Origin of the sequence: Clostridium disporicum (assembly GCF_001405015.1) — a bacterium.
GTDB lineage: Bacteria > Bacillota > Clostridia > Clostridiales > Clostridiaceae > Clostridium > Clostridium disporicum_B.
The window spans coordinates 1-18,709 of the sequence record NZ_CYZX01000026.1; the positions used below are offsets into that span (position 1 = coordinate 1).

Here is an 18,709-nt window from a genome sequence, read left to right on the forward strand (position 1 = left end):
TTATAACCTCCTATTTGTCGTGTCAAAAAACTTGTTCATTTAGAAATAATTTCATATAAATATATGAATAAAAAATAAAAAGACCGTCTACTGAAATGATTTTAAAAATCATTTCAGAGACAGCCCCTATCATCTAATACATTTTATTCCCTTTTAAACTTAAATAATAATTAGCTTCAGTAAGTTTCTGATATGGGGCAACCCAAAGCCCTCCTATCCCTAATGTCAATGCAGCTACTATCCACCATCCTATAAATGATAATTCTAAAACAAAAAAATCTGCCTTATAACCCTTCATCATCTCTGTACTTTCACTTAAACATTGTGTTATTGATTTGCTACTATCTTCAGCTAGTATAAAGAATGCTTGTGAAAACATTAATGCTACAATTATCCCTGGTACTATAAATAAAATAGTTCCAATAGCAACAGCAAGTGAAATCAAGATATTTAATCCTAATGTTTTAAGATATATATTAAAGTATGAAAATAGATTTTCTACCTTTGGTTTTTCTATGTTGGTTGCAAGATTTAATAATAATTTACATAATCCAGTAGTTATAACTCCACCTAAAAATAAAGATAATAGATTAACAGGAACAGAAAATGTTAATCCATCTAATCCAAATCTTTCACCGATATTATAAATCACATCAAAATCTGTAAAAATTGCTGCTAATAATACTGCTCCAATGGCTATTCCCCAATTGCCTCTTAATTGTTCCTTAGCTCTAAACTTTAATTCTGATCTTTCCATAAAATCACCCCTTTTTATATAAATCATATTATTATTTGTTTATAAATATACATATAATCACCTTAATTAATTTACATCACTTAGGTTAATACTTATTTCTCATATTCATACATATAATAATTACACTTTTCCATACCTAAAGACTCATAAGTCTTTTGAGCATTATGATTTTCAAATTCTACATATAGCCTTACACCACATATATTTTCATCTTTATCACACATTTCTTTTACATGATTGTACAATCTTCTAAATACCCCTTGTCCTCTATACTCCTTATCTACATATACACTTTGTACCCATATAAATAAACCATTTCTCCAATCACTCCATTCATATGTATACATAATTTGCCCCACTACTTCATCATTTATTTCACAGACATGATACACACCTTTTCTTTTATCTTCTAGTAATGCTCTTACTCCGCTACGTAATATATTCTTATCTAATCTCTTGTCTTCTGTCTCAAAAGCTAAATTATAGTTAAATTCTACAATTCTTTCTAAATCTTTAAGTTCAGCTTTTCTAATTATCATACATTGCCTCCTATTTCAATCCTTAAACCTTAATTTTATTATTATAATAATTTTATATAATTATAATATAATAACCTTTATTGTTAAACATTATTTTACTTTATATTTAATTTTATCCTTTTATGTTATAATGATTTTTATACTATTGTTTTAGGAGGAAATTATGTTATATAGAGAATATGGTCAAACTCATGAGAAAGTATCTATACTTGGTTTTGGATGTATGCGTTTTCCAACAATAGATAATAAAATTGATGAAGAAAAATCTACAGAAATGATTCAATACGCTTTATCTAAAGGAGTTAATTATTTTGATACTGCTTATACTTATCATAATAGCGAATCTGAATCTTTTGTTGGTAAAGCTTTAGAGCATTGCCGTAAAGATATATTTATAGCTACTAAATTGCCAAGTTGGTTAATAAGTAGTAGAGATGATATGGATAGAATATTTAATGAGCAGCTAAATAGGCTAAGAACTGACTATATAGATTTTTATTTAGTACATGCTTTAAATAAAGAGTATTTCACAAATTTAAAGGATAATGGTTTATTTGAGTTTCTTGATTCTATTAAGAAAAGTGGTAAAGCACATCATATCGGATTCTCATTCCACGATTCTCTGGATGTTTTTAAAGAAATAGTTGATTCTTATGATTGGGAATTCTGTCAAATCCAATATAATTATCTAGATACAGATTATCAAGCTGGAACTGAAGGTTTAGAGTATGCTGCTAACAAAGGACTTGGTATAGCTATAATGGAACCTTTACGTGGTGGTAAACTTGCTTCCAATATTCCTAACGATATCCAAGATTTATGGGATACAGCAAATAATAAAAGAAATCCTGTAGAATGGGCATTAAAATACTTATGGAATGATTCGCGAATTAGCGTAGTCTTGTCTGGAATGAGCAGTTTTTCTAATATTATAGATAACATTAACTTTGCAGAAACATCAACTCCTAATTGTCTAAATGAAGAAGAGCTTAATTTAATTAGTAAGGTTACATCTTCTTATAAAGCAAAAATTAAAGTAAATTGTACTGAATGTAAATATTGTATGCCTTGTCCAGTTGGTGTAAATATCCCTAGAAATTTTGATTTATTAAATAAGGCTTCATTATTTGAAGATATAGAAAGCAGTAAAAAATCTTACAATTCAATGTCTGAAGAAAGTAAAGCAATTTCTTGCGTAAAATGTGGTAAATGTGAGAAGCTTTGTCCTCAAAGCATTAGAATTAGAGAAAAACTTGAAGAGGTCGTTAATACACTAGGAAAATAAAATTCTAACTAACACTAAAAAGAAATATGCCTTCGGCTGATAAACTTATCTATGCCGTAGGCATAAGTTCTATTTTCTATTTTTATAATTTGCATTTACAGTTTCTTTTCCATTAGTTGTATTAACATCTAAGTTTTCTATTTGATAATTCTTATCTTCATTTTCTAATGTTATAGCTCCATTTGTAGTTCTAAGTATAATATCCTTACTATAACAATTATATGCTTTTATAAGACCATTTGTAGTTCTTACTCTTATATCATTTGCTTTTATATCCTCTATATCAACTAATCCATTGGTAGTTTCAAAACTAATAGATTCTGCATTTATATCTTCAGCTACAACTCTACCGTTATTAGTATTTATTTTAACTTCACCTTCAACTGTTATATCACCTATTTCAAAGTTTCCATTTGTAGTTTCAATATCAATATTACTTGCTTTAATATCATTTATCTCTATATTTCCATTAGTTGATTCTACAGTATAGTTCCCAATTATACTTTCTGGAACAATTATCTCTACAGTACCAGCAATACTTGAAAAATCAAAAAGATTTATAGTGCCATAGCTTTCTTTTCTTTTTATATTTATTGTATCTTCATTACTATCTATTGTAAATTTATCATTTTCATTATTATACCAGCAATTAACTATTATCCTCTTATTAGTTCCACTATAAATTTCAACCTTAGTATTGGGAACATTTAAGTTAAATTTAATATTACTACTAACTACATCTATTTCTTGCGTAAACGATTCAGCTACACCATTAAACTTTACTCCATAATTACCAAAACTGATTCCTGTAAAAGCTTCTCCTGTTGCTAATAGTCCAATGCTTCCTACAATTAACATAATAACCGCTAGTATAGACGATATTAAAAAATACTTCTTCACCTTTTATCCCCCCTAAGATATTAAGCTTATATTCCACTTAACATATTTAATCATTAATTTTACCATTCCAATAGCTATTGCAAGTGCAGCATTAAATAATAATATTCCTACACCAGCCATAACAAAAGTCTTTAATAATCTAATTCCAATATTTACACTAGTATTTAAAAATAATATTGCTAAAGAACTTCCAGCTACTGCAATTCCGCTTACCCCTACTGAAAATACAGCTACTCCAACTCCAAATACTACCCATGCTAAAAATAAAAAATTAACTATCTGCATAAATACAAACAAGGCAATATTTCCACTTTTAACTTTTTTAGCTTCATAATTACTTTCATTTACTCTATATTGAGCCTCTGTATTCTTATATTCTTTACTACTATCTTCATAGCCAAGCTCTTCTATATATTGTTTTGCTATTTCTTTTGGATCTCCCAATTTATTTAATATTTGCTCTAAAGATTCACCTTCATCTAATAGCTCATTTATATGCATACTATAATCTTCGATTATATTCTCTATTTCTTCTTTTGGTAATATTGATAAATTACTTCTAAGGTTATATAAGAATTCACCTTTAGTCATTTTATTCACCTTCCTTACTATCTTTATATTCATAACTTAAAACCTTATTAACACTTACTACAAAATCACTCCACCCTTTTACCATATTCTCATAATGAATCTTTCCTTCTTCTGTAATCTTATAGTATTTTCTCTCCTTGCTACCCTCACAAACTTTAGTATAAGTCGAAAAATTACCTTCCTTTGTAAGTCTTCTCAATATAGGATATATAGTATTTTCTGTAACATCCATATCTGCTTCTATCTCCTTAACTACCTCATATCCATACATATCCTTCTTTGAAATAAGAGATAGAACACATAACTCTATAATTCCTTTTTTGAACTGAGTATTCATTTCCTCACCTCTTCACAACTTATTGTGTATTACACAGTATATTATATTACTATACTGTGTAATACACAATACTTTTTATATTTTTTCCATATTCATTGTGAAAATACTCATTATCGTAATAAAGTTCATCATAATCATATATTAATTTAAACTTATTTATTATTAATTAAATAAGGAGCTATGCATTTGCAACAGCTCCTTATATTACTTACTTTTATTTCATCTTCTTTAATGCCTTTTTCATTTCATTTAATGATGAAGAAAAATTCTTCTTTACAGCATCTCCTAAATCTTCTATCTCATCAATGACATTGGATACTTCATCTGCAATTTCCTCAGTCATTCTTCCTTTTTTAATCACTTTCATCAATCCATTTATTTTCTTTTCTAACTTTTCGTGAGCCATAAAATTAAACCTCCAAGTAAAAAAATAAATATTTCATAGAATATTTTATCCATTTTTACTACTTTAATTCACTACTATTTTACTGTCTGGTATAATAAAAAGGCTCCTATAAAATAAAACATTCCTAAAAACCCTAATGGAGTTATTGCTATAAATAACCCAATTATCATAACTATAGGATGAACACCTATGAATGAAGCTACAAGATTTTGCTCTAATAACTGTCTCACTAATGCAACAATCACATATCCAATTAAAAGTATTATTGCTGCTGTTTTACTTCCGCTAAAATACATAATTATTGCTAAAATTCCATATACAAGACCAGCTCCTATTATTGGTAAAAAATCCAAAACGGCAGTTAAAATTGCTAATGGTAAAGCATAACTTACTCTAGCTAATGTAAATATTACAGAACTTATAAAAGCTATCACTAGCATAATTAATAAATATGCTTTAATATATCCACCAAAAACAGAATTCATTTTATCTTTAACAGTTGAAAATAGCTTATGTCCTTTTTCAGAAAATATGTTTTTAACTCCTATTTGAATGTTTTCTATTTCCTTTGTAAAAAAATACGTTGATATCAATGTAACAATAACTGTTATAAGTGCTCCTGGAATTGAGCCAGCAAGACTTAGCATTTTCTTTCCTAAAGTTGTTGCAAAACTACTAATAACTTTTACTATAGTCATAATGCCTTCATTTATTTTTTCAACAATACTTGGGTCTAAATTATTTAATCCTGCTAATATGCTACCAACAAAACTATCTATAGCATTTATTATTTCCTCCACTGTTGATGGATTAGTTAAATACTCTAAAAGCTTTCCTGTCTGCAAAATTATTTCATAAAGAATTGCACCTAATGCTGATAACATAAGAATAACTATTGTTATTGTCAATAAAAATGAAACAAATCCATTTGTTAGTTTAATTTTCTTACTATTTTTATTTAATGATAATATTTTATTCTTTATAGGTTTTAGCAATATCGCTATTATAAAAGCTATTACAAAAGGAAATGCATATTTTAAACTAACAGCTAAAAGTATAAATCCTAATGTATATATTATTAAAAATTTTACAACTTTTTTTGCCCAATTTATAAAATCTTGAGAAATATATTCTAAAATACTGCCCCTTTTTAAATCCACATCTATTATCCTTTCTTAATTTAAATTATATCAATTATTATGTAACAAGTAAAAAAATGTAATCTAAACCACAGGTTAAAATTCAACTACATCGAGGTGAAAAGACTACTGTCGCGTCAGTGCCTTTTCACCTTTGATGAAGTTAAACTTTCCTAAGGTTCATCATACTCTATTATAAAAATTCTCTTAATAAATCTTTTCTTGCTTCATATAATTCTTCTTCATTTTCTTTTAAGTCATTCCAATATTCACTATTCCTGTGTAAAGCCTTTAGCATTTTAGTTACTTTCTTACTAGTTACATCATTATCTCTTGCTAATGTTGCAACTGTTAAAACAAAAGTCCCCACATCCTGTGGATCATCTAGAAGGTTATCATTGCTAGCTATTAACTCATCTATAGCCTCAGCTTCATCCATTCCTTCCATTAAGTAACGTTCAAATTCTTCTTTAATATCAACTGCTAAATCATCATCATAAATATCTAATCCCCAAACACCCATATCAAGTCCCTCCTTATATTTAACTTAATATTTTTTTAATTAACCACACTTGTTGATATTATATGACCTTAGTATTTATAGTATTATATGAAACTTCTTAAATTGTGCTATTTTTTTATATTATTTAATTATGAAATTTGCGTGACTTCCATCTTTTCCTGGCGTTATTTCAAGCCTTGCATCCACTCTTTCCTTTAACTCTGGAACATGAGATATTACCCCTACTAATCTACCTAAGTCTTGAAGATCCATTAAAGCACTTATTGCATTATCTAAACTTTCTGAATCTAAAGTTCCAAAGCCTTCATCTACAAACATAGTATCAATTTGTACGCCACCTGCATATGACTGAATAACATCTGCAAGACCTAAGGCTAATGCTAAAGAAGCTTTAAATCCTTCTCCTCCAGATAAAGTTTTAACATGTCTTTCTTTCCCAGTGTATGCATCTATTACTTCAAGTTCTAATCCTGATTGTTTTTGTCCCTTTTCCCTACTTTCTTTACGCTTTAAAGTATACCTCGAATTAGTCATTTTGCTTAATCTACTATTAGCAGCTCTTATAATATCATCAAAATATGCTGCTAATACGTATCTTTCAAAGGTAATTCTCTCTGCATTATTACCTTTTGCTAATTCTGCAAGTTCGCCTATAACATTATATTTTGCCTCATCTCCTTGTATTTTAGTTGTAATATCCTCTATACTTCTTAAACTACTCCTATTGTTACTTATTCTTGAATATATTTCTTTTGATTCTTTATTTAATAAAGTTATTTCATTAAGCTTTTCATTTATTAAAATATCATATTCTTTTAAATCTACTTTTATCATGTTTTGAGTTTCTTCACTTATTCTTTTAAACTCATCCTTTTTAGACGTTAACTTATTATAATACTCTCTTATATATGTATCTTTTACATTTATCTCATTATCACTTCTCTTAGAGTTATTATAATCATCTATATCCTTAAATAAGCTTTCTTGTATCTTTTGATTAAATATAATATTTTTATTACCTACTTCATCTAAATATCTTTCATTAAGCTCAGTATAATTGACTACATCTTGCTTTAATTTTGTTAACGTATCTTTAATATCATTAAATTCTTTTTTAGTTAATTCTAAGCTCTCTTCTAATTCTCTTATTTTAGATGTAATTTTAACATCTTGCATTCTAAGTAAATTATCATCTTTTATATCCTCTGGTAATATTGATTTAGCCTCAGCTAAAAGACCTTCTTCCCTTGTTAGACTACCTAAGCTATTTTGTTGTCTTTTTTTAGCTTCTTCAATTTTACTTTCTTCTATCTTTATTCTCTCTTCTAATGCTTTAATCTCTTTATTAACATTATCTTTATTTATTATAACTTTAGAAATTTTATCTTTTTCTTCTCTTAATTCTTCAATCTCACCTTTAAGCTTTATTCCGCTTTCAGTTACAGCTTTTTTCATCTCATCAAATTGAAGTTTTATATCACCATTAAAATTAACAACATCCTTTATTTCATCTAATGCTGCTTTAATACCTTCTTCTAGCATTGAATCATTAGTAGCTTTTTTTATTGCAAGCTCTTTCAACGCTTTATCATAAACATTCTTTTCAGCTTCATAAATATCCTTTAATTCTTTAAGCTTCTCTTCAGTTGGTACATTTTCTTGCATTTTAGCTAGATTAGGATGACTAGTTGAACCACATACCGGGCACTGACTACCATCATCTAGGTTTAAAGCTAAGATTCCAGCCAATCCCTTTCTAAATAAAAGATCGCCGTTTTCATATTCCTCTTTTTTCATTAAGTATTTTTTTTCTAAACTCACTACCCTTAAAGCTTCTTCGTTATATATTTTAATTCCATTTTCGTAGGCTAGAATCTTCTTAAATACTGACTTAGCTTTTAATATTAAAGCTTCCTTTTCTCTTAAAGAGTTACTAACTCTTACAAATAATACTTCATTCTCAGCTATACTTTGTTGTATTTCTCTATCCTTTTCAAGCTTTTCCTTATCGCCCTTTAAGTCATTTTCTAAAAGCTCAATATTTTTTGTTTGTCTATTTAGTTCATCTGTAAGTTGTTTTACTAATATTTCTTTTTCCTTATAAATCTTAAACTTCTCAAGTTTCTTTTCAACTTCCAGTTTTTCCTTTATTAAAGCATCCTTTTGCTTTATTTCTAATTCTGCCTTTTCATAAGCTTTATTTTTAACATTAAAAATAATTTCACTATCAACTAAAGCTTTCTTACTACTTTCTAATCTTGTAGTATTATCTTTTAATTTTTCTTCAGCTTCAACTACTGATTTTTCTAGATGAATAATATCCTTTGCTTTTTTAGCTTTCTCTAGTAAAACCTCTTCTTTCTTAATCTCTTCTTCCTTATAATTTAATAACTCTAGTTCATTAGATACCCTATCTTTTAACAGAAGCTTTTTATTATCTTCTTCAGCTTTAAATCTATTTTCTTCTATTCTCTTTTTGTCCTCATTTAATTTTTCTATCTTTGTGTTAATTTCTTTTTCATCAGATTTATCTTTTTCAATAAGAGCTTTAGTTAATTTAATAATCTCCAATACATCTTTGTCTACACTATTTATCAATTTTCTTAGCTCATCATTTACTACTGGATCTATTTTACTAATAAAAGCATCTCTTCTTTGTTTTTCCGATAAAACTCTATTTCTAAGTTCTGTACTTTTATCATCTAATTTCTTTTGAATACTAAGAAATCTTTCTGTTCCAAATATATTTCTGAATATCGGCTCTTTATCCTTACTTTCAGCTTCTAATAATTTTTTAAATTCCCCTTGTGGAAGCATAACTATTTGTTTAAATTGGCTGGCATTTAACCCCAAAATTTGCTGTATCTTTTCTGTTGCCTCTGATGGTCTTGATATTACTGTTTCATCATCTAAATAAAATTCTGCTTCGTGCTTTTTATCTATTTGCTTAATAGTACCATTTTTATATACCTTATCTACAGTTTGAGTTGGTTTTCTAATTATCTTATATTTTTTCCCTTTTGCTAAAAATTCTAATTCTACATATGCAATATCTGTTCCTTTAGCATGATGGCTTTTTAATGACTCCATAGTCCTACTTGTGCCACTTGCCTCTCCAAATAATGCAAATGATATAGCATCAAAGATTGTGGTCTTTCCTGCTCCAGTAGGTCCTGATATAACAAATATATTACTCCCTTTTATTTTAGTAAAATCTATTTCTTCCTTTCCTGCATAAGGTCCAAAAGCATTTATTATAAGCTTTAATGGTCTCATATATCACTACCCCCTTCCAATTTCCTCTAAAACTTTATTTAAAACTTCTATTCTTTCTTGATCCATCTCTTTCCCTTTTATGCTTAAATAAAAATCTGTAAACAGCTCTGATTCTGATTTATCTCTAAAATTATTTCCTGCTGAAGTTTTACTATCCACATTTTTTTCTCTCGAATTTACCATTTTTAATCCCATTACATTTGGAAATACAGCTCTTAACTTTGATATTGCATCGATAACTTCACCCTCATCAGTAAGATTTGCAAATATATAGTCATTTAAATTTTCACCTTTATGTGTATCTCTATCTATAAGTTTTTCTAAAGGTCCTTCAACAACTCTCATATCTCTTAATACCTGTAGCTTTCTTAATTCAACTTCTATTTCTCCTTTTTCATCTAACGTGATTATAGGTATGCTTTTATTTTGCTCACACTCTGATACTGAATATTTCAATAGAGAACCTGAATATCTTATTCTGTTTCCTCCAACCTTTTGAGGTCTATGAAGATGTCCTAAAGCAACATAATTAAACAAGTCAAAATTTCTTCCATCTATTAAGTCTGTACCCCCAATAGATAAAGGTCTTTCTGAATCTGAAAGTTCTAAATCACCTTTATTCTCTTTATCTTCCATATTAAAAGTTACATATCCATGAGTTATTAAAACATTTCTTTCATCTTTATTTATATCTTTTTCTAACTCATTAACTAAAAACTTCATAGCATCATCATAAGTTCTTATTTCATCATTTTTATAAATCAATCTAACTTTTGCTGGATCAACAAATGGTAATAAATAAAAGTTAACATTTCCAAATTCATCTTTTATAGTTACCTTTCTTATTTCCTTCTTAAACGTTCCCTCTATATATAACCCTTTATCTTTTAGCAACTTACTTCCAAATGATAATCTCTCAGGACTATCATGATTCCCTGAAATAGCTAAAACAGGTATGTTTAATTCTAAAATTATTTTACTTAATACATTATCCAATAGTTCTACAGCCTCTGCTGGTGGTACTGAACGGTCATATATATCACCTGCTATTATAAAAGCATCTGGTCTTTCTTCTTCTAATAATTCTATTAATCTATCAAGATAAAATTTTTGGTCTTCTATCATAGAAAACTCATTTACAATTTTTCCTATATGCCAATCTCCTGTATGGATTATTTTCATCTATTTCACTTCCTTATACTTAGTAAATTTACATAATTTTATTATATCAAAATACAAGTAACTACTATATAAAAAATTAATGAACAAAAAAATAAGTGCAACCTAAGTTACACTTTATATCTTTCTATTCAAAAAACTCTTTTGTATATTCAACAATTCCACTAACTCCGATTAAGCTACCATCGTTTAGCTCTTTAACCATAAAAGCCTCATCTGGTACATCAAAAGGAGCTTTTATTCCATATTTACTTGCAGGAACAAAACCAAATTTAGGGTAATACTTATCATGCCCTAAAACTATAACAGACTTATATCCTAATCTTCTAGCACTTTCTAATGCAACATTTATAAGCTTACTTCCAATTCCTTTACCTTGATACTCAGGTATTACAGATACAGGTGCTAATGCTAATGTTTCAACACTCATATCTCCATTATTAATTTTTGCTTTAGTAAGCATTAAATGAGCAATAACTTTTCCATTATCCTCTGCAACTAATGAAAGTTCTTTTATAAAGTCATCACTTTTCCTTAGTCTATTTACTAATAAATGTTCTGTTCCATCGCTATGCACTGCATTTTTAAAAGCCTCTTCAGTTAGTCTTTCTACTACTTCATAATCTTTTTCTAACTCTTCTCTTATATTTATCTCCATATTTTCTCTCCTGCAATAAATAATATTCTCTACATATTTTAATATATTTTTACCATAAACTTCAAGTTTGTCTTATATAATCTTAGACTCTTGCTCTTATAAAAAGTTTCACTTCGTAGAAAAATTCTTATAAATTTATATATTAAATCCATACTAATAATAGAGGTGATACAAATGAAAAAATTTTTAACGTTCTTATGTTTATTTTTAACTTTCTTTAGCCTAACGTCATCTATCTGCTATGGTGAAGAATTAGAAAAAAATAAATTTACTCTTAATCCATTGCCATATGAATATGATGCTTTAGAACCATACATTGATAAGGAAACTATGATTATCCATCATGATAAACATCAAAAAGCTTATGTAGACAATTTAAATAATGCTATCTCTAAATATCCTGAATTGTATTCTAAAGGTTTAGAGGGATTATTAACTAATGTAGATTCTCTTCCTAGCGATGTTAAGCAAGCTATTATAAATAATGCTGGTGGCGTTTATAATCATGAGTTTTTCTGGTCTATAATGGCTCCTGAACAACCTGGAGTTCCTATGGGTAACTTAGCGAAAGCAATAAGTAAAACTTTTGGAACATTTGATGATTTCAAAACTCGATTTAAAATAGCTGCTCTAAATAGATTTGGTTCAGGTTGGGCATGGCTAGTTTCAGATAAAGAAGGTAACTTGTCAATTATAAGTACTGCAAATCAAGATACTCCTATAACTCAAGGCTTAATTCCTATAATAGGAGTAGATGTATGGGAACACGCTTATTATTTAAAATATCAAAATAGACGTGGTGAATATATAGACGCTTGGTGGAATACTGTAAACTGGGAACAAGCAGAAAGAAACTACAATGCTGTTGCTGCATCAAGATAAAAGTAGCTATGCTAAGGCAAAGATTATTTCATAAGATTAAAGTTAGCTATACTAGATGCAACGTAGCTATTCTAAGTGAAGATATAATATTTCACATATAAATAAATAAGTAAAAAAGTGCTAATTAGGCACTTTTTTTACTTATTAAAAGAGAAGTTTCCTTTTCTTTTCACATATTCAAGCTTTTTCTCTTTACTTAGCAAACTACTTTACTTTTCTCATAAATAAAAATGCTAATATCATAAAGAATAAACCGTATACAAACATACAATTATATCCTATTAAATCAAATAAAAGTCCAAGAAGTGGTGGTGATATTATATTTGCTATTGATGAAAATAAATAATACATACCTGTAAATGTTCCTAAATATCCAAGTGGTGACATCTGAGCTACAAAAGGATATGAATTAATATTAATCATTGCCCAGAAAACTCCAAGAGCAAGGAAAAATGCTCTTATTATTAAAATATTCTTAACAAAAATTAATATACAAAATATAGCCATCGCACCTATTAATCCAATAGTTATAGTCTTTTTCTTGCCTAGCTTTGTCCCAATTATACCTGCTGGAATAGCAAAAACTAAAAAACTTAAAGATACAAAGGTAAAGCTAAATGCTGCTGCACTTACATCTATTCCAAGATACATTTCACTATATCTAGTAAAAAAAGTTTCTATCCCGTTATATCCAATAAACCAAGAGCATATTGCCATAAGTAAAAACTTAGTACTTGGATTTTTAAACGCTACTTTAAATCCTTCCTTAAAATTAACCTTCTTTTCTGCTTGTTCATAATTTATTACGTCTCTCTTTTCTTTAATACAAGTAAACAAAATTACAAAAGATAATAATACTAAAACACCTGCAAGATAAAATGGATACTTCGGACTTAACTTCCACAAAATTGAGCCTATAAAAAAGGCTATAAGAGAACCTATTCCTCCCATAAAATTAATTATGCTGTTAGCCTTACTCCTCTGATCCTCTGGTGTTATATCCGGCATAAGAGCAATAACTGGCGAACGAAATAAACTCATTGAAAGATTCATTAAAAGTAATGCTGCTATAAGTGTTGCCAATCCCTTATAATTGGGAATTAAAAATATAAATAATACTGCCAATGGCATTCCAACCATTAAAAAAGGCATTCTTCTACCAAACCTTGTCCTAATTCCATCACTATACATCCCAACAGCTGGTTGAATAAATAACGCAAAGTAATTATCAAATGTCATAATAAATCCTATAATTGCAGAGCTTGTAATAAAGTTACTTAATAACTTAGGCATAAATGCATTATACACTGACCAAGTTATACTAGTTGCAAAAAATCCAAAGCCAAGTAAAAACGTCTTTTTGTAATTTAGTTTTCCCATCCTTATCCCCCTCATTTATATCTGTAATTTTAGATATTTATTTTTCTCAATCCTCCCCTACTAATATCATATGACTAGTTTGCTAAATACATTTTAACTTTCTGTTAAATAATCAATATTTTTTTATTTATTAGATATTTTTCAACACCCATATATCTTATTAATTCTTATAGCTATAAAAGATGCTAAAACACATTTAATAAGATCTCCTAGAATAAACGGTATAATAGATACTTTTACATTTTCAACAAATGATAATCCGTTATAATATCCCATCCATGTAGCTCCGCAAATATAAATAATTACCATGCCTACTAAAACTGTTAACATAATAGATTTTTTTAAATCTAAAGCCTTACCTCTAATTAAAGTAATAATAAGTACTGCTAATAGAAAACCTAAAAAATAACCTCCACTAGGTCCTACTAAAGTTCCAATACCAGATTTTCCTCCTGAAAATACAGGTAATCCAATTGCTCCAATAAGATAAAACACTATTATTGATAACATACCATTTTTGGTACTCATGATAAGAGCTATCAAATTAATTATTATAGTTTGTGATGTTATCATTATTGGTGTAAACGGAATTGGAAAAGCTATATATGATGATATACATAAAAGTGCTACCATTAATCCAATAGCTGTTATATCTCTAACTTTATTTCTTTTTTCAATATTAATCATTTATTTAAACACTCCTTCTATAACAATTTTATTTTTAAAAAGCAATAATATTTTGTTCATATCTAAAATGATGAAGGTACACTTTTTTCATAATCATACTAAATATTAATAAAGGCTTGTCCTATAAAAATTAATTGAATTTTCATTACATGCCTTTCCTAGTTATTCAGTTAAATTTATATATTATCCTCCTCTCTATACCCTCCTACTTAAAATAAAGTATTTTATTTTGATTGTCAAACTATTTAATTTTAATAATACTTTCAGAAATAAAAACAATACTTTATTTAAATATATAGAATTTTATTAATAGAAACTGCCATAGCAGTTTCTATTAATTTGCCATTCTACATTTATCATTTTCTATTAAATAAAGTAATTTATACTTTTTTACTTTTAACCATTTACTTTAAAGTACTTCTTCACTATTTTTATTTTATTTGATAAATGTTTAATATGTATATTCAAGGTTTTCTTTTATATTGAAAAAATCTGCATAATCTATATCAAATAATGGTTTCTTTACTTTTGATACATCTATTTTTTCTTTTATAAGCTGAGTTAAAACACCTGCATATGATAAATCTCCTTGGATTATAGCCCCGTAAATCTTTCCATCCTTATATATAACTTTTTTATAATCCTTACCATCACAATCTATTACTTCTTCATATGAATCATCTGGTTTAACTACAACTCCTAAGGACATAGTCGCTAATCCTAAAAAATTCATTGTATTTTTACTACCAAAGAAATCTGTCATATATAGTTCTTTTCCGTACATATTATTAGCTGCTATTATTCCTTCTTTCACAGCTGTTGGCCAAATTGGATTTCTACCAGTTATATCTCCTGCTCCATAAACATCTTTAGTATCAGTTTCACCTTTTTCATTTATGATAAGACCAAATTTATCTGTTTCTATTCCACTATCTTTTAAGAATCCAACGTTTGATCTTACTCCAGTACAAGCTATAACTAAATCGCAAGGAATTTTTTCTCCAGTATTTAAAAGTAACTCTACGGGATTATTATCATTATCTAAAACAAGTTGTTCTGCTCTCACTCCAAGTTTTAAATCTACACCTTTATCTGTAAGCATATCTTGATAAACTTTAGCTGCGTAATTATCTAATTGAAGAGGTAATATTCTATCTCCCATCTCAACCATTGTTAGTTTAATATCATAATCCACAAGTCCTGCTAAAGCATCTACTCCTACCAATCCAGCTCCTAGTATAACTACATTTTTACACTTTTCTGCTACATCCTTAATTTTAATAGCATCATCTAGATTTCTTAATCCTACCACATTATTACCTTCTCTTAATCCAGGTACAGGCGGAATAAAAGATGATGAACCTGTAGCTAATAATACCTTATCATAACTTAATTCTTCTCCATTATCTAATGTTAATTTATGTTCTTTAGGCTTTATCCCTATAACCTCAATACCTTTCATCCATTTTATATTATATAAATCAAAGAACTTTCTTGGAGTAAAATCTAAATCTTCAATAGTTCTTCTCCCATCTAAATAATGATGAAGGATACATCTAGAGTATACATAATCATCTTTAGAAACTAATATTATCTCAGCTTCTTTATCTAGTTCTCTCAATGTTTTAGCTCCACTTATACCAGCTGCAGATGCTCCAACAACTATATATCTCATACTTCATCTACCTCCTCTAATGTTATTGCTGCCATAGGACATTTCGCTACACATTGAGGTGTTCCACTTTCAGTTTCTCTACACATATCACACTTCATAACTTCCTTATTATTTAGGTGATTCATCTTTAACACCCCATACGGACATGCCATGATACACATAAAGCAACTTGCACATCTTGACTTATCATATAGAACAAGTCCAGTATCATCATCTCTTCTCATGGCTCCTGTCATACAAGTATATACACACTCTGGTCTATCACAGTGTCTACAAAATATTGGTGAATATCTACCATCACTATTTATAGCTATCCTACTTCTTGTATCTTCTGAACCATGAGATACGATACATGCTGTAGTACAAGTAAGACATCCAATACATTTTTTTCTATCTATCTTAATTCTCTTCATATACTCTTAACCTACTTTCTCTATATTAACAGCAGCTAGCTTAAATGATGGTTCCTTTGAATATGTATCAAAAAATGATGGTAATAAAGCATTTGCTTCTATATAATGCATAGGTGCATATATTTCATTCTTCTTTACTGTTCTAGATAATTTCGCAATAAATTCTCTAGCAACTCCATTAGATGAACTTACTCTTACTTTATCATTTTCCTTAACTCCTAATTCCTCTGCTAATTCAGGGTTAATATTTATATAAGCATGTTCTGGAACTATAGCTTCTACAGTAGCAATCTCTCTAGTTCTAGTTTGAGTATGCCATTGCCCTACAGTACCTCTTCCTGTATTTAATACATAAGGATATTCTTCTGATAATTTCACTGGCCATTCTGCTACATCTTCATATATAAACTTTGCCTTACCACTTGGAGTATAGAACTTTTTATCTTCAAATAATCTTCTCTCATTTGACTCTAATACATCCCCTTCTTTAAAAGGCCATTGTACTCCTTTTGAATTAGTAATCATATCATAAGTAACTCCTGAAATATCACAAGGCATACCTTTACTACATTCTTTTAATGTATTAAAAGCCTCTTCTGGAGTTCTCCATTTATCTAATAAACTACCCATTCCAAGAGCTTCCCCAATTCCTAGGAATATATCATAATCAGTAAGTTCATTTTCTTTCTTTTCAAGAACAGGATTTATAGTTGATAATCTTCTCTCTGTATTTATAAGAACACCTTTCTTTTTAAGTCCTCCTGTAGATGGAAGTAATAAGTGACAATACTTTATAGTATCAGTTTCGCCATACATATCTTGAACTACTAAGAAATCAACTTTTTCTGCTGCTTTTTTAAATTCTTCATTATTAATCCATGATGATCTTGGATTAGTAGCAACTATCCATAAAGCTTTTATCTCTCCTTCAATCGCCTTTTGAATTATTACATTATAAGGAAGTGTAGGCTTTTTAGGTAACATCTCTGGATCAATATTTAATGCTTTAGCTACAGCTTTACGTCTATTTTCATTGTCATAGTCTCCACCACCATAAAGTCCTGTAGTATTGCTATAAACTCTAGACCCCATAGCATTACATTGACCAGTTATAGAGTTAGCTCCTGTGCCTTCTCTTCCTATATTTCCTGTCATAAGAGCTAAATTAATTATTCCTTGAGCAGTTCTTACCGCTTGATAACTTTGGTTAACTCCCATAGTCCACCAGAATGATACATTCTTTCCATTATGTATTATTTCTGCTAATTCTAAAACTCTACCTTTAGATATTCCTGTTTTCTCCTCTATATCTTCTAATTTATATTTTTTAACATGCTCTTTAAATCCCTCAAAATCTTCAGTATGATTTTGAATGAATTCTTCGTCAATCCACCCTTTTTCTATTAATACATTTGCTAATGCATATAACAAATATAAATCTGTTTTAGGTTTTATATCTATCCATATATCAGAATTACTTGCTGTTTCTGAACGCCTAGGGTCAATAGTAATTATTTTTGCTCCTGGATTATTCTTAACTCTTCCCCAAAGAATTGGATGAGCAACTACTGGATTTGCTCCAATAAATATTATTACATCTGATACTTCTAAATCATGAAGAGTATACGGTGGTGCATCAAAACCAAAGCTTTGCTTATAAGCTACAACAGATGTTGCCATACATAGTCTAGTGTTACCATCACCATTACCTCCAAGATAATTCCTTCCTATATGACCTATAAGTGCCATTTCCTCTGTAGCAAGTTGACCTGTACTAATAAATGCAACACTTTCTTTACCATACTGATCTTGAATTTCATTAATCCTCTTTGCAAAATACTTAAAAGCTTCATTCCATGATATTTGATTCATATTACCTTCTTCATCTCTTAATAGCGGTAATACTGGATTATGATATTTTGTATTTTGCTTATCTAAGTTTAATCCTTTTATACAACAAAATCCGTTATTTACAGGATACCCAACTGTAGGTACCACCTTTACAATATGATCATCTTCTACATGAAAATCTACGTTACATGCAATAGAGCAATAATTACAAGTTGATTGTACTACTTTCAT

18 protein-coding genes are annotated in these 18,709 nt (G+C 28.6%); 2 read left to right on the top strand and 16 right to left on the bottom strand.

Going from position 1 to position 18,709, the window contains the following annotated elements:
- Positions 1–133: 133 nt before the first annotated feature.
- Positions 134–757 carry a DUF975 family protein gene (locus ARA56_RS14385; protein WP_055267896.1) on the bottom strand — a complete coding sequence of 208 codons (624 nt, stop codon included), beginning with the start codon at positions 755–757 and terminating at the stop codon, positions 134–136.
- Between the two features lie 92 nt (positions 758–849).
- Positions 850–1,296 (bottom strand): GNAT family N-acetyltransferase, encoded by a 447-nt coding sequence (locus tag ARA56_RS14390; protein WP_055267898.1) that lies wholly within the window; start codon positions 1,294–1,296, stop codon positions 850–852.
- 163 nt (positions 1,297–1,459) lie between these two features.
- Here ARA56_RS14390 and ARA56_RS14395 point away from each other — a divergent pair, with 163 nt between their 5' ends.
- Entirely contained in the window at positions 1,460–2,581 is a 1,122-nt protein-coding gene (locus ARA56_RS14395; protein WP_055267900.1) for an aldo/keto reductase, read from the top strand.
- A 69-nt stretch (positions 2,582–2,650) separates the two neighbouring features.
- Here ARA56_RS14395 and ARA56_RS14400 read toward each other — a convergent pair whose 3' ends face one another.
- The 9 genes from ARA56_RS14400 to ARA56_RS14440 all read right to left on the bottom strand — a co-directional run bounded on the left by ARA56_RS14400 (position 2,651) and on the right by ARA56_RS14440 (position 11,590).
- On the bottom strand, positions 2,651–3,481 hold the full coding sequence (locus ARA56_RS14400) for a DUF4097 family beta strand repeat-containing protein (protein ID WP_055267902.1): 831 nt from the start codon (positions 3,479–3,481) through the stop codon (positions 2,651–2,653).
- A 12-nt stretch (positions 3,482–3,493) separates the two neighbouring features.
- On the bottom strand, positions 3,494–4,072 hold the full coding sequence (locus ARA56_RS14405) for a DUF1700 domain-containing protein (protein WP_055267904.1): 579 nt from the start codon (positions 4,070–4,072) through the stop codon (positions 3,494–3,496).
- 1 nt (position 4,073) lies between these two features.
- Positions 4,074–4,409 carry a PadR family transcriptional regulator gene (locus tag ARA56_RS14410; RefSeq protein ID WP_055267906.1) on the bottom strand — a complete coding sequence of 112 codons (336 nt, stop codon included), beginning with the start codon at positions 4,407–4,409 and terminating at the stop codon, positions 4,074–4,076.
- 214 nt (positions 4,410–4,623) lie between these two features.
- A complete protein-coding gene (locus ARA56_RS14415; RefSeq protein WP_055267908.1) occupies positions 4,624–4,815 on the bottom strand; it encodes a hypothetical protein in 192 nt (63 codons plus the stop codon).
- 74 nt (positions 4,816–4,889) lie between these two features.
- Complete coding sequence (locus ARA56_RS14420; RefSeq protein ID WP_055267910.1) at positions 4,890–5,975, bottom strand: AI-2E family transporter; 1,086 nt, start codon at positions 5,973–5,975, stop codon at positions 4,890–4,892.
- 172 nt (positions 5,976–6,147) lie between these two features.
- Positions 6,148–6,477: a hypothetical protein gene (locus ARA56_RS14425; RefSeq protein WP_055267912.1), complete on the bottom strand. Its 330-nt coding sequence runs from the start codon at positions 6,475–6,477 to the stop codon at positions 6,148–6,150.
- Between the two features lie 120 nt (positions 6,478–6,597).
- On the bottom strand, positions 6,598–9,753 hold the full coding sequence (locus tag ARA56_RS14430) for an AAA family ATPase (protein ID WP_055267914.1): 3,156 nt from the start codon (positions 9,751–9,753) through the stop codon (positions 6,598–6,600).
- Positions 9,754–9,759: 6 nt separating this feature from the next.
- Complete coding sequence (locus ARA56_RS14435; protein WP_055267916.1) at positions 9,760–10,935, bottom strand: exonuclease SbcCD subunit D; 1,176 nt, start codon at positions 10,933–10,935, stop codon at positions 9,760–9,762.
- A gap of 124 nt (positions 10,936–11,059) precedes the next feature.
- Positions 11,060–11,590 (bottom strand): GNAT family N-acetyltransferase, encoded by a 531-nt coding sequence (locus tag ARA56_RS14440; protein WP_055267918.1) that lies wholly within the window; start codon positions 11,588–11,590, stop codon positions 11,060–11,062.
- Between the two features lie 174 nt (positions 11,591–11,764).
- On the opposite strand from ARA56_RS14440, the gene ARA56_RS14445 reads away from it, so the two are divergent.
- A complete protein-coding gene (locus ARA56_RS14445; RefSeq protein ID WP_084759052.1) occupies positions 11,765–12,472 on the top strand; it encodes a superoxide dismutase in 708 nt (235 codons plus the stop codon).
- 204 nt (positions 12,473–12,676) lie between these two features.
- Here ARA56_RS14445 and ARA56_RS14450 read toward each other — a convergent pair whose 3' ends face one another.
- From ARA56_RS14450 to ARA56_RS14470, 5 genes are all read right to left on the bottom strand, one after another.
- On the bottom strand, positions 12,677–13,852 hold the full coding sequence (locus ARA56_RS14450) for an MFS transporter (protein WP_055267921.1): 1,176 nt from the start codon (positions 13,850–13,852) through the stop codon (positions 12,677–12,679).
- A gap of 141 nt (positions 13,853–13,993) precedes the next feature.
- A complete protein-coding gene (locus tag ARA56_RS14455) occupies positions 13,994–14,539 on the bottom strand; it encodes a biotin transporter BioY (protein WP_055267923.1) in 546 nt (181 codons plus the stop codon).
- A gap of 451 nt (positions 14,540–14,990) precedes the next feature.
- The gene (locus ARA56_RS14460) at positions 14,991–16,214 is read right to left on the bottom strand and encodes an NAD(P)/FAD-dependent oxidoreductase (RefSeq protein ID WP_055267925.1); all 1,224 of its coding nucleotides are present in this window, start codon (positions 16,212–16,214) and stop codon (positions 14,991–14,993) included.
- The gene (locus ARA56_RS14465) at positions 16,211–16,627 is read right to left on the bottom strand and encodes a 4Fe-4S dicluster domain-containing protein (RefSeq protein ID WP_055267927.1); all 417 of its coding nucleotides are present in this window, start codon (positions 16,625–16,627) and stop codon (positions 16,211–16,213) included. The genes ARA56_RS14460 and ARA56_RS14465 overlap by 4 nt, the downstream gene beginning before the upstream one ends.
- A gap of 6 nt (positions 16,628–16,633) precedes the next feature.
- A complete protein-coding gene (locus ARA56_RS14470) occupies positions 16,634–18,709 on the bottom strand; it encodes a molybdopterin oxidoreductase family protein (RefSeq protein WP_055267929.1) in 2,076 nt (691 codons plus the stop codon).

Bases quoted from the DNA above. Each gene is read 5' to 3' on its own strand.
- ARA56_RS14385 (WP_055267896.1), bottom strand. From the start codon at position 757: ATGGAAAGATCAGAATTAAAGTTTAGAGCTAAGGAACAATTAAGAGGC.
- ARA56_RS14390 (WP_055267898.1), bottom strand. From the start codon at position 1,296: ATGATAATTAGAAAAGCTGAACTTAAAGATTTAGAAAGAATTGTAGAA.
- ARA56_RS14395 (WP_055267900.1), top strand. From the start codon at position 1,460: ATGTTATATAGAGAATATGGTCAAACTCATGAGAAAGTATCTATACTT.
- ARA56_RS14405 (WP_055267904.1), bottom strand. From the start codon at position 4,072: ATGACTAAAGGTGAATTCTTATATAACCTTAGAAGTAATTTATCAATA.
- ARA56_RS14410 (WP_055267906.1), bottom strand. From the start codon at position 4,409: ATGAATACTCAGTTCAAAAAAGGAATTATAGAGTTATGTGTTCTATCT.
- ARA56_RS14415 (WP_055267908.1), bottom strand. From the start codon at position 4,815: ATGGCTCACGAAAAGTTAGAAAAGAAAATAAATGGATTGATGAAAGTG.
- ARA56_RS14425 (WP_055267912.1), bottom strand. From the start codon at position 6,477: ATGGGTGTTTGGGGATTAGATATTTATGATGATGATTTAGCAGTTGAT.
- ARA56_RS14430 (WP_055267914.1), bottom strand. From the start codon at position 9,753: ATGAGACCATTAAAGCTTATAATAAATGCTTTTGGACCTTATGCAGGA.
- ARA56_RS14435 (WP_055267916.1), bottom strand. From the start codon at position 10,935: ATGAAAATAATCCATACAGGAGATTGGCATATAGGAAAAATTGTAAAT.
- ARA56_RS14440 (WP_055267918.1), bottom strand. From the start codon at position 11,590: ATGGAGATAAATATAAGAGAAGAGTTAGAAAAAGATTATGAAGTAGTA.
- ARA56_RS14445 (WP_084759052.1), top strand. From the start codon at position 11,765: ATGAAAAAATTTTTAACGTTCTTATGTTTATTTTTAACTTTCTTTAGC.
- ARA56_RS14450 (WP_055267921.1), bottom strand. From the start codon at position 13,852: ATGGGAAAACTAAATTACAAAAAGACGTTTTTACTTGGCTTTGGATTT.
- ARA56_RS14455 (WP_055267923.1), bottom strand. From the start codon at position 14,539: ATGATTAATATTGAAAAAAGAAATAAAGTTAGAGATATAACAGCTATT.
- ARA56_RS14460 (WP_055267925.1), bottom strand. From the start codon at position 16,214: ATGAGATATATAGTTGTTGGAGCATCTGCAGCTGGTATAAGTGGAGCT.
- ARA56_RS14465 (WP_055267927.1), bottom strand. From the start codon at position 16,627: ATGAAGAGAATTAAGATAGATAGAAAAAAATGTATTGGATGTCTTACT.
- ARA56_RS14470 (WP_055267929.1), bottom strand. From the start codon at position 18,709: ATGAAAGTAGTACAATCAACTTGTAATTATTGCTCTATTGCATGTAAC.